This is a genomic window from Leptospira broomii serovar Hurstbridge str. 5399 (genome assembly GCF_000243715.2).
Classification (GTDB): domain Bacteria; phylum Spirochaetota; class Leptospiria; order Leptospirales; family Leptospiraceae; genus Leptospira_B; species Leptospira_B broomii.
Map to the genome: position 1 here is coordinate 376,251 of NZ_AHMO02000011.1, position 11,565 is coordinate 387,815.

The 11,565-nt window shown below is 43.3% G+C and carries 11 protein-coding genes; 8 read left to right on the plus strand and 3 right to left on the minus strand.

Annotation, left to right across the window (positions count from 1 at the left end; genetic code table 11):
• The first annotated feature begins 15 nt into the window (after positions 1 to 15).
• The 3 genes from LEP1GSC050_RS19155 to lcpA all read left to right on the plus strand — a co-directional run bounded on the left by LEP1GSC050_RS19155 (position 16) and on the right by lcpA (position 2,182).
• Positions 16 to 1,017 carry a YheT family hydrolase gene (locus tag LEP1GSC050_RS19155; protein WP_020987837.1) on the plus strand — a complete coding sequence of 334 codons (1,002 nt, stop codon included), beginning with the start codon at positions 16 to 18 and terminating at the stop codon, positions 1,015 to 1,017.
• 69 nt (positions 1,018 to 1,086) lie between these two features.
• Positions 1,087 to 1,632, plus strand: a complete 546-nt coding sequence (locus tag LEP1GSC050_RS19160; RefSeq protein ID WP_010569965.1) for a DUF4416 family protein — start codon at positions 1,087 to 1,089, stop codon at positions 1,630 to 1,632.
• Positions 1,607 to 2,182: a complement regulator-acquiring protein LcpA gene (lcpA, locus tag LEP1GSC050_RS19165; RefSeq protein WP_020987844.1), complete on the plus strand. Its 576-nt coding sequence runs from the start codon at positions 1,607 to 1,609 to the stop codon at positions 2,180 to 2,182. Before LEP1GSC050_RS19160 ends, lcpA begins: the two co-directional genes overlap by 26 nt.
• Before the next feature lie 20 nt (positions 2,183 to 2,202).
• On the opposite strand, the gene LEP1GSC050_RS19170 is transcribed toward lcpA, so the two are convergent.
• Both LEP1GSC050_RS19170 and LEP1GSC050_RS19175 read right to left on the minus strand, forming a co-directional pair.
• Complete coding sequence (locus LEP1GSC050_RS19170; protein ID WP_010569967.1) at positions 2,203 to 2,946, minus strand: diacylglycerol/polyprenol kinase family protein; 744 nt, start codon at positions 2,944 to 2,946, stop codon at positions 2,203 to 2,205.
• A gap of 22 nt (positions 2,947 to 2,968) precedes the next feature.
• Positions 2,969 to 3,319 (minus strand): STAS domain-containing protein, encoded by a 351-nt coding sequence (locus LEP1GSC050_RS19175; protein WP_010569968.1) that lies wholly within the window; start codon positions 3,317 to 3,319, stop codon positions 2,969 to 2,971.
• 46 nt (positions 3,320 to 3,365) lie between these two features.
• Between LEP1GSC050_RS19175 and LEP1GSC050_RS19180 the strand changes: the two genes are divergently transcribed.
• The 4 genes from LEP1GSC050_RS19180 (at position 3,366) to LEP1GSC050_RS19195 (ending at position 6,785) form a co-directional block, all read left to right on the plus strand.
• The gene (locus LEP1GSC050_RS19180) at positions 3,366 to 4,112 is read left to right on the plus strand and encodes a hypothetical protein (protein ID WP_020987877.1); all 747 of its coding nucleotides are present in this window, start codon (positions 3,366 to 3,368) and stop codon (positions 4,110 to 4,112) included.
• Complete coding sequence (locus LEP1GSC050_RS19185) at positions 4,102 to 4,449, plus strand: hypothetical protein (RefSeq protein WP_020987922.1); 348 nt, start codon at positions 4,102 to 4,104, stop codon at positions 4,447 to 4,449. Before LEP1GSC050_RS19180 ends, LEP1GSC050_RS19185 begins: the two co-directional genes overlap by 11 nt.
• 41 nt (positions 4,450 to 4,490) lie before the next feature.
• Positions 4,491 to 5,984 (plus strand): LIC12015 family putative lipoprotein, encoded by a 1,494-nt coding sequence (locus LEP1GSC050_RS19190; RefSeq protein WP_010569971.1) that lies wholly within the window; start codon positions 4,491 to 4,493, stop codon positions 5,982 to 5,984.
• 393 nt (positions 5,985 to 6,377) lie between these two features.
• Positions 6,378 to 6,785 carry a helix-turn-helix transcriptional regulator gene (locus LEP1GSC050_RS19195; RefSeq protein WP_010410551.1) on the plus strand — a complete coding sequence of 136 codons (408 nt, stop codon included), beginning with the start codon at positions 6,378 to 6,380 and terminating at the stop codon, positions 6,783 to 6,785.
• A gap of 134 nt (positions 6,786 to 6,919) precedes the next feature.
• On the opposite strand, the gene clpB is transcribed toward LEP1GSC050_RS19195, so the two are convergent.
• Positions 6,920 to 9,499, minus strand: coding sequence for an ATP-dependent chaperone ClpB (clpB, locus tag LEP1GSC050_RS19200; RefSeq protein ID WP_010569972.1), 2,580 nt, complete (start codon positions 9,497 to 9,499; stop codon positions 6,920 to 6,922).
• Positions 9,500 to 9,742: 243 nt separating this feature from the next.
• On the opposite strand from clpB, the gene LEP1GSC050_RS19205 reads away from it, so the two are divergent.
• Positions 9,743 to 11,560: a sodium-dependent transporter gene (locus tag LEP1GSC050_RS19205; RefSeq protein WP_020987970.1), complete on the plus strand. Its 1,818-nt coding sequence runs from the start codon at positions 9,743 to 9,745 to the stop codon at positions 11,558 to 11,560.
• Positions 11,561 to 11,565 lie beyond the last annotated feature (5 nt).

Genomic DNA, 11,565 nt, shown 5'->3' on the forward strand with positions numbered 1-11,565 from the left:
CACGGCGCCTCTGCTATGGAACACCTGCCCTTTCGCCCTAAACGATTCGTTTCAGGAAAACACGCTCAAACGATCTATAATACTTTTTTTCCTCCTTCAAACCGATTACGGACCGCTTATTATTGCGAAGATATTCTTCTTACGGTAAGTGGAAATTCAGGAGACACTCTTTGGTTAGAGCATAATCCTCCGATCGCAAGCTATAAACGAGATTCTATTCCGTGGAATGGAACTTATATCGTTATGGTTCATGGTATGGAAGGAGATTCGGAAAGCCCGTATCTAATTTCACTAGCTCAAAGTGCATTAGAAAGAGGTTATGGAACTCTTAGAATGAATTTACGAAATTGCGGAAAAGGCAGAGGATATGCAAAATATTCTTATTATGCCGGACAGTCCGAAGATTTACAGGACGTTCTGGACTTCGCAAGAGACTCTCTCTCTGCAAAGGTCTTCGTATCGGGGTTCTCACTTTCCGCAAATCTAGTATTGAAATTTTTCGGAGAACGATCGGATCGGAAAGCGTTGGCCTTTTCCGCAGTATCGCCCCCTTTAGATTTGGCAAAAAATTGCGCTTTTATCGATTCCTTGGCAGGTCGCTTTTATAGAGAGCATTTCTTAAATGCCTTTAGAAAGAAAATTAAGGAAGGAATCGTAGAATTAGCGCCTGAGATAAGAGCCAATCTAGGCAACGTAAAAACCTTCTTTGACTTCGATGATTTGATTACGGCTCCTACGTTCGGATATAGAAGTGCATTAGATTATTATAAGATAAATTCTTGCAAGAATTACATTCGCATGATACGTCATCCCGGAATACTTGTACACGCCGAGGACGATCCTGTCGTTCCTATTTTCGAATGGGATTCCATTCCATGGGAAAATCTTCCGAACCTTCAGGTTTTGCTCACTAAAAAAGGGGGTCATGTCGGATTCTTGTCCGATCGCAGCCCGGCCGTTCCGGACGGTCATTGGGTCACGAAAATTCTGCTGGATTATTTCGATTCCAAATTATAGTCTGATCCCAAGGGATTCTCGACGGGCGCACCGAAGCCTTTATGAGTGAAAAAACAACTCTAAGCAGACGTGAAACAAAAGCTACCCGCAACTAAGCAACGCAAACCTTTACCTGCATCATTTTTCTTAATCGTATCTTTCGAGAATCAGGAAGTTTACTACAAGTTGAAGGAAAGAGCGGAAAATATCTTTTCCCAAACCTTGTATGAATCACAACCTCTCCCTAAATGGAGTCATCAATTCGCAAACTTCTTAGATTCCCCTCTGGGACGACAAACCAGGATACTCTCCTTTAAACGTCGCATATCAAGGGAAGAATTACCCAGTTTGCAAAAGGAATGTCTTAAATTCCAGGAACAGCTTAGGAAAACGGACGAGTCCTTTCGAATTTTCCCCGGCTACCTGACGCCTTATAACCTAGTCTTATCCTTCGTCGAAGAGGATTTGCATAGAATCTATCTTTTTCACGGAGCCTTTGCCGAAATCATATACACATATCAAAGCCAGAAGTGGATATGTCAATCTTCGGCTCCGGACTTTTTTAAAGCCCCCGAAGTAATTTACTTTTTTACAAACTTGAGAGAATCATATGTACTTTCCCTGGAAAAACGCTAAACTCCTTATTCTTTTTATCTTTCTCGCTAGTTGCGAGCCTGCCACTCTCCGGGTGGAGAAAGTGGAATTATGTGATTATTTTACTCGTTATGGAAACTGCGAGGAACCCACTCCCCTCAACCGAAAATACGAGGTGAAAATTCCTAATAATAAAAAACCTCTCACATGGGAGGATTTGGGAAACTATCTGTACTTTCACGCAAGGGAAACCCCGGGTTTCATCCTGCGCATGAATCGAAAATTCACTCCGGAAGAGCAAAAAGGAATCCGAGAATCCTATGTAGCGATCTACGAATTTGCGGGAGATCGGGGAAAAATGGAGGGCTTCGAAGTCGGGGAAGATTGGATCGGGTCCTTTAATTATTTGGGGAGTATGATCAAGGCTAAGCAAAAAAAAGAAAACCGATTGAAACTCTATCCTTATGAAACTAGCCTATTCCCGACCGATTTAGAATTTAGCTGGACTTCGCCCTGGTTTAAGGGAAGCACCAAAACAAGAATCGATTTCGTATATTCCATACTTCCTCCGGAACCTAAAACGACTCCATAAAAATTAGTTAGTAGAATTTCTTAATAAAACATATCCAGAGGATTCAGGAAAATTCGAGAACTGTCCACACCTAACACTAAAAAGGCGACGATCCCAAGCACCAAAGCTGATACCACCGGGATCAATAAATTATCGTCGATTAAACCGTTCCAGTAGGTTCCGCTATAGAGCTCCGTAAATGCCGCCGTAACGATCGCAGGAAGAATCAAAATTAAATTCTGCGAAAGTTCGCCGGAACCGTATTGATAAATTCCTAACGCTTTCGGTTGCCCCTGAATGACATATAAAAACCAAAGCCCCACGATTAATGTGGAAAGAATAAATGCAACGATCCCTTCCTTGGATTTTCCGTTCGCGAATCGATTTTTTCCGAAATGAACTCCTACCCAAGCCGCCATCGGGTCTCCGATCACTAAGAACAACATCGATAAGATCGTAATATCCGGAGGAAAAAATAGAACAACAAAGGTAATGGATAGAAAATAAGGAAAGGTTCCGTTGATCCTATATTTCTCTTCTTCTTTAAGTAAAGGCCCGGCAACTTTTACGAATAAATTTTGAACCGCCTGTACCCTAAAACGGGAGAATTCCACGATCACAAGTAAGCCGAGCGAAAAGAATAAGAGGAATGTAATAATCACCCAGGTAGCGTGTTCCAGCCCGAAACCGCCTTTGAAGACGTCGAAATAATAGCAGACCGGTATCAAAAGACCTAACAAATGCCAAGCTTTGCGAAAATAATTAAAGGGAGCGGGGTTTGTCATTTCCAATTTTCTAAATCCTAATTCATCTTTTAGAAGCGATCTTTAAAGCCGCTTCCTCGTCTCCGGCGATCAGAAAAAAACCGTTTAAACCGGCCATCTTGAATACGTTGGTAATGGCCTTCGAGATATTTACTAAGACTAGCTTATTTTTATTCCCGAAGCTCACCTGACTCACTTCCTTTAAGGCCTGAACACCGGTAGAAGAGATAAGGTGCACATCTTCCAGATCCATAATTACGGGACCTTGACGAACGGCGACAGAAAGTACGTCCCTAAATTTTTTCTCCGTAAAGGAGTTGATAGAACCCTGCAATTTCAGAACTTGAACGCTGTCTATCTTTTCCGTCGAGATTAGAATCTCGTTCAGGATCATAGCTTCCTCGATTGGTCAGGATACGGAATTTTCCGAAAAGATACAAATGGTTTTTCTGGTATTCACTTCCGCCTTCCTCTTTTTCAAATCGTACAATTTTCCCTTTTCCGGCGTATTAGTCCTTGGAGTAGCCCTGAGTAGCTCGGTGCTTGTTCGGTCCGGAAGCAAACGTCTAAATCCGCCTGTATTACTATTCCCTCTCGCTCTATTTCTTACATCGCTCTGGGACGGTTCCTCACCCGAGGATATCCTTGATCTAATCTGCCTCAGTTTAGCCGGTATCATTTCCTGCCGGGATATTTCCTGGTTTCGGGGTCGTTCCATTTCGATATTTCGGGAGGGGGTTTTTTCACTCTTATTCGCCTCCGGGATTATATTTTCTTACTCTAAGGAGGAATATTCCACCTTTCTCGCACCTGGAATGGCGGTTTTATTTCTACGCGGAATTCTTGGAAAAAAACTTCGAACCGCCTTACTCTCACTATTACTTGCAGCGACCACAATCGGATTCCTAGTCTCCGATCCTACTCAACCGTCGGAGCCATCATTTTCAAAAGCGATCCTACTATGTTCGGCGATTGGAATTCTTCTTTTTTACGGTAAGGAAGGCGAAGGGTCCGAAAAAATCATTTTCTTACTTTCTTTTTTACTTGTAGCGGCCTCCCGACCCGGACCGGAATTTCCAGGTTATACAGTGGGTCTCTTCTTTTCGTACTTGCAAGAAGAGACCCAGGAACCAGACTCCGAAATGGGTGGTTCCTCCTTAAATGGCAGGCATTCTTATGAAGATTAAAGTTGCTCACCTTCTACGAAAAACCGAGGAGATCGAACGAGATCTTACCGAATTGGGAAAGATTAGGGATCGAATCGCTGCAGACCGAGATTATTCCGAATCACTTCGAGACTCGATCGGCGCCGAAATGCAAAAATTAACGGCTCAAAGAGATGAAATGCTTTCATTATCGACTAAGGAAACTCCGAGCGATTGGAATTCTCCGTCGCCTCCTTCCGGTGCAAGAGCGGCGGAAGGTTTGTATCAGGATAACGAAAAACGACTCACTCGGGAAATATCCGTTGAAATCCAAGGAAAGCGCTCACAACCTGCCCGAAAGACCATTCACAAATACTGATCCTCCCTAAACTCCGTAAAACCAGGTAATAGAAAAGAAACATGAGTAAAAAAATCATAGTACTCTCACTCTTGGGCTTCCTGTTTGCCGATTGCAAATTGGATTCCGACGTACTCGCCTCTTTCAAAGGCGGAACCCTAACTAGAAAAGAATTAAGACTCCATTATTTTTATAGCTTAAAAGGCAGGAAGGTGGATGAAACGACAGCTTCCGTCGAAAACCAAAATAAGGTTTTAGAAGAACTCAGTCTTTTGAAAATCGCGGAGCTATATAATAAAGATCATTCATTAGTCTCGGAAGGGGACATGGAAAGATTCCTTAAATATTCCGAACCCCAATTTGCATTTTCTCTCTATCGTAAGAAATTCGAGGATCAAATTACGAAAGAAGGTAAAGTAAGAATGGCCTTCATTCGGGTTTTACTAGTGGCTGCTCCGGACCCGACCACGGGAAAGACCTTAAAGCAAAAAGCGGATGATTATCTTGAGCAACTGAAGAAACTTTCATCCAAAAAAGAGATCGCTCAATTCGTATCGGAGCATACCGAAGAACCTCAAAGAAAGTCCGTAAGCGGAGTGTTAGAACCGGCCTGCTTGGATTGCGGTAACGACCCTCTCTCCGCAATCCTTTCTAAAGCCGCCGAAAATAAAGGGCAATGGATTTTAGAGGAAAGCGCAGGTAAAATTTACATCCTACGTTCCGAAAGACTTGAAAACATCTATTTAGCTAGACTAGAGAAACTTTTTAAAAATGAATTAGGTAAACAAAGGGACGCGGCTAAAGATTATCTGAAGAAAGATAACTTAAGCGAAGACGATAAGAAAAATTCGAAATTCTATTCCGAATTGCGAGTGGAAGAAATCGCGGGACAATACGCGGATTACTATAAAAATAAATTTCTGGCCGAAGCTTGGAAGAAGAGCATCGACCAAGTTATGACCGAGTCCGGTTGGGAACCCGCGCAAATTTCCCAGGCGAATATCGGAGCGATCACTCCCGAAACAGTTCTCTTAACGGATAAAAAAACCGGAGAAGTCGTTCGTTATAAGGAAGTATTGGAAAAATTCAAAGATTTCGCCGCGATTAGCGGTACGGATGCGACCCCTGCGAAAGACGAAAAATCGATGGTGATTAATTTCTATTCTTCCCGATATCTACCGTTAAAAATCGGAGAACGCTCCGAGGCTATTAAGCGAATTCGGAACTCCGAGGAATATAGAGAGTTATTCCCGATTCAAAGGAGATTCTTAGTATTACCGCTTTTGATGAAGAAAGTGTTTCCGCCAAAGATAGACGTTACCGAAGCGGAAATTAGAACAACTTACGAAGCGGGGAAAATGTTCTCTTATTCAAAGCCGAATCCGACGAAGCAACAAGAACGCATACCGCTTCCTTTTGCGGATGTAAGAGACAAGATTCGCCAAGAGCTATTGGATTCCAAAAAACAAAGCCTTGCTCAAGAGTTTATTGGTAAATTAAAATCCGAGTATCAGTTAACGGTTGCGACCGAACAGCTTAAGCCCGGAAAGATTTAAATACATCCTAAAAACTTTTGTAAGCTGCTAGCCTCGGTTATTTCAGACCGAGGCTTTTTTATTCCATTTTAGGTTTTCGATTCTTTCCCTAGAACGGGTCATAGACTAAAGTCTGATTTAAGTTATCCCTTAGATATAACACTCTATTTTTGGACTACGTTTAACGTAGCTTTCCCACTGAAATAAAATGAAACCTGTTTAAATGGCACAATTTTCCTTCAAAAGATCGACATTCATCTTAGTGTTACTTTTTTTATCGTGAATTCTATGAAATAGGAAAAAAATTGTAGCCCAACTAGTTAAACAGGAAGTAATGGAAATTTATTCTTGAGCCTATATGACGCATGAATAGAACGGTAAAAAAGAGGGGATAGAATGAATAACCACATCTACATGCTCCGAAAAAAACGGGGTGTCAAACAATACGATATGGCAAGGGCTTTGGGTGTTTCCCCTAGCTACCTCTCCAAGATCGAAACAGGAAGCCAGGCTCCTACTGAGAAATTCAGACAAGCTTGTGCGAAATATTTGAAAACCACTCTTGATAAATTATTCAACGACCGTCCGGTCGAAGATGTTTATCCCGAATTCAGCCAAGGCCTCACCAACAAACTCTGGGCAAAACGTAGAGAGTTGGGAATTAAACAATATGACATGGCAAAGAAATTGAAGGTTTCCACTCCATTTCTATCCAAAGTAGAATTGGGTCTCCTGGAACCGCCAGAAGAATTTAAGAATATGGCCTCTAAGGTCCTAAAAATGAAAAAAGAAGAATTGTTTTTACTGAAAGTAGAATTCTAATTTAAAAACGGGAGGCTAAAGTTGCCTCCCGTTCATTCTAACCTTTTTCTCCCTCGGATATTTGTGTCCCCAATGAACCCCGGCTCTTAAGACCGGGGTTTTTATTTGAAGAGCGTAAAGTCTTAGGAATCGAGTCAGCCTTTTTTAATTTCTACCCGGCCGCCCTGATAGTCTACGTTCACTTTCTGCCCTTGCTGAAACTCCCCTTTTAATATATAGGAGCTGAGTGCATTCCCGACTTCTCTTTGGATTAACCGCTTGAGAGGCCTTGCTCCATATTCCGGATCGAAACCCGCTTTGGTGACGTATTGCTTCAGAGCAGGACTGAAGCTGACATCCAAACCGTTCTCCTTGGCTTTCTTTGACATGATCTGCAATTGCAGTTCGGAGATTTTGGAAAGCATCGCTTCATCCACGGACTTAAACAATATCACTTCGTCCAAACGATTTAGGAATTCGGGTTTGAACTGTTTCTTAAGTCGTTGTTCGACCAACCTTTCCTTTTCTTCCGCGCTGTATTCGAGTGAACCTAATATATCGGATCCTATATTCGAAGTAAGAATAATCACCGTATTCTTGAAATCCACGCTCCTCCCTTTACTATCCGTCAATCTACCTTCGTCCAGAATCTGCAGGAAGACATTGAAGACTTCAGGATGAGCTTTTTCCACTTCATCAAATAGTATGACCGAATAAGGTCTTCTTCTTACGGCTTCGGTGAGTTGCCCGCCTTCGTCGTGTCCTATATAACCGGGAGGAGCACCTATCAATCGCGATACGGAATGCGCTTCCATATATTCGCTCATATCGATCCGGAGCATCGCATTCGGATCGTTAAAGAGGAATTCCGAAAGAGCCTTTGCCGTTTCCGTTTTACCCACACCGGTCGGACCGAGAAAAAGAAATGTGCCGATCGGTCTATGCGGATCCGCCATCCCCGCCCTTGATCTTCGAATCGCTTCGGATAATAAAGACAAGGCATGATCTTGGCCGATAACTTTTGCCTTTAGAGATTCCTCCATATCTAGAAGCTTCGCCTTTTCACCTTGAAGCATCTTGGAAACCGGAATGCCCGTCCAGCGAGAGACTATATTCGCGATATCCTCCTCGTCCACTTCCTCTTTCAAGAGACGGCTAGCCCCTGCGATCTTTTTAAGCTCCTCGTTGGCCTTTTCCATTTGTTTGTCGAGCTCGACTAATTTACCGTAACGAATCTCGGCTACACGGTTGATTTCTCCGCGTCGTTCGGCTTCCGCTTCCAAGACCTTAAATCGATCGATCTGTTCCTTAATTTCCTTAATTTTTGCTATCTTGGATTTTTCCAAATCCCATCTTGCCTTTAGAGTCCTGAAGGTTTCCTCTTGCTCAGCCAATTCCTTTACCAATATTTCGGTGCGTTGCTTGGAAGCAGGATCCGTTTCCCTTTTTAGCGCTTCTCTTTCGATTTTAAAGGACTGGATCTTTTTACTGAGACGGTCCAATTCCTCCGGCATAGAATCCATTTCGATCCGCATTTTAGAACTAGCCTCGTCTATCAAATCGACGGCTTTATCCGGTAAGAAGCGATCGGCGATATAGCGATTGGAAAGAGTCGCGGCGGCAACAAGCGCGGAATCCAAAATCTTAATTCCGTGATGCAACTCGTATCGGTCCTTTAATCCCCTCAGAATCGTTACCGTTTCCTCTACGCTCGGTTCTTTAACGAGAACCGGTTGGAATCTTCTCTCTAATGCGGCATCCTTCTCGATGTATTTCTGATACTCCTTGAGTGTCGTCGCGCCGATACAGCGTAGTTCTCCTCGAGCCAACATAGGCTTTAGCATATTCGAAGCGTCCATCGCTCCCTCGGTAGCCCCGGCTCCGACGAGAGTATGAATCTCGTCTATGAAGAGAATGATATTTCCTTCGCTCTGCTTGACTTCATCCAACGTAGCCTTGAGTCTTTCTTCGAATTCTCCCCTATATTTCGCACCGGCGATCATAGCCCCCAAATCCAGAGCATAGATAATCTTATTCTTGATTCCTTCCGGAACTTCTCCCTGAATGATTTTGTTCGCCAACCCTTCTACGATTGCAGTCTTACCCACGCCTGGCTCACCGATAAGAACAGGGTTGTTTTTGGTTCTTCTTGTCAAAACTTGGATTGTACGACGAATTTCCTCGTCTCTTCCGATAACCGGATCTAATTTTCCTTTCTTTGCGAGCTCATTCAAATTTTTCGCGTATTTTTTAAGAGCATCTACCTTGTTTTCCGGTGAATCGTCCATAATAGGTTGTCCTTTTCTTACGTCTAAAACGACTTTCAATAATTTTGCATAGTCCAATCCGAGTTTTTGAAATTCCTCTCGTAGCGGGGAAATTCCCGATCGAACAAATCCTAGAAGCACATGATCCGTGCTAAGATAATCATCCTTTAGCTCTTTTCGCAAAGCTTCGGAATTTTGAAGGAGGGATACGGCCTCTCTTGAAAAACCCCTTTCTGTGTCACCTTCCACTTTGGGAAGTTTTTGAAGTGCGGACTCGGTTCTGCGACGAAATTCATCCAGAGGCAAACTTAATCTAGCGAATATCGGCGGCGCAAATCCGTCTCCCTGAGATAGAATTTGAGCTACGATATGTTCTTCCCTAATTTCAGGATGTCTTAAATTTGCAGCCGTCGTCTGCGCTTCCGATAAAGCTTCATTTAGCTTTACGGTAATCTTATCCAATTTCATTTTCTATTGCCTCAGGCCAGGGTTGTATCTTTCTTCCCCAGTTGTAAATTTAGACTTCAAAGTTTGCAAAATGGCCATGTTTTCTGCCACATAGTCAGAGACTTTTTCCTTCCATTTATGTCCCGTTTTTTTCCTTTCCGCGAATGGAAATCCTTTTGACAAACCAAGTTCTTCTCGTGCGATTATGATTCAACTTCCCTTTCGAGCTAAAAATAGCACGGAAATCCCCAAACGGAAAACGCAATGCCGAATCAACCTGTTAAGGAACGCTGGAAATCCCGCACTGGACTCATTTTAACCGTGGCTTCGGGAGCAATCGGTCTCGGTAATTTTTTACGATTTCCCGGACAAGCCGTTCAGAATGGTGGCGGGGCCTTTTTACTTCCATATATCGTAAGTTTCATCTTAGTCGGAATTCCCGTCTGTATCACTGAATGGGTCATGGGACGACTCGGCGGAGAACAGGGTCATAGCGCGCCTAATTTATTCCGCTCCTACCTATCGGGAGTTCCCCTTCGACTAGTTGGGGCTATCGGGATTACTATTCCTCTTCTTATTTACGTATATTATGTTTTTGTTGAAGCCTGGTGTCTCGCTTACGCTTTCGATTTTGCCACCGGTCAAATCGATCTCACTACGAACGGGAATAATCGGAGTGCCGTCATCGCTACAGCAACGGACTACTTTCAAACATTAGTCGGTGCGAAAGAGAACGGTTCCGCTATCGCCGGAAAGATTTTCTATGCGACCCTCGCCTGTTTTCTCATGAATTTTATTTTGGTCTATCGGGGAATTGCGAAGGGAATCGAAATTTTTGCCAAGATCGCAGTTCCGTTAATGTTGATCTGTTCAGTGATCGTCTTAGTTCGAGTTTTGACTCTGGATGGTATCGAAATCGGTCTGGGGAAAATGTGGAACCCCGATTGGAATTCTCTCGGGCAGGCGAAGGTTTGGATTTCGGCGGCCGGGCAGATTTTCTTTACGCTATCCGCAGGTTTCGGGATCGCGCTGGTATTTTCCAGTTATTTAAAACGGGAAAACGATGTCGTCTTATCTTCCTTATCCGCGGCGTCATTAAACGAATTCGTGGAAGTCGCATTCGGTGGAATGATCACTATACCTGTGGCCTTTTTATTCCTAGGTCTGACGGTGACCTCATTCGGAACTTTCGGGATGGGATTCATTGCACTCCCCTCCGTTTTCGCGTTGATGCCCGGAGGTCAGTTTTTCGGGACGATTTGGTTCTTCGTTTTATTTTTGGCTGCACTCACATCCTCGGTGACGATGCTTCAGCCCTGGACCGTCTTTCTGGAGGAATCCTTTCATGTAAGCCGAAGAACTTCCAGTTTCCTTTTATTTCTACTTACATTCTCTCTCTCCTTTCCTATCTTATATTTTAATAAGAATTTTAACGCTCTCGATCAGGCAGATTTCTGGATCGGAACCGTGCTAATCTATATTCTTGCAACCATACAAATCTTGATTTTCGGTTGGGTGATCGGAGCAAAAAAAGGGTTGGAAGAAGGATATCGCGGTTCGCACATCAAGCTTCCGAATTTTTTTTGGTGGATCATCAAGTACGTGACTCCCGCATTTCTGCTAGTTATCTTCGGAATGTTCTTATACCAAAATGTGGAATCCTATATCAATAAAATGAGCGTCGACTGGATGGTTGCCAATGCCGGTCCTGGTACGAGTCCCGAAGAGGCTACGGTTCAGGCCTTAGTTTCCCGTTACGTATTTTTAAGCATCGTAGCGGTATTCGCTTTCTTCTATTTTCTGGTTCACCTAAGTTTGAGAGGAAAAGAAGAGGCGGTAACCGAAAAGGATTTACGGAAAAAATATATATTGCCTGCCGTTCTGGGCGGATTCGGATTTATCTTAGTAATCGCGTACAATTTCTTTCCGTATAAAAACGGTTCGATTTCTTCTGCGTTCGCTTCCCTGCCGGTCACTGAATTGAGCATTGAAGGAGCTTTGACAATGGGATTTTCCTTGGGTCTTGTTTCGTTACTTTCTCTTTATTGCATCATAAAACTCTTCCAGACAAGGAACGATTGAGGGAT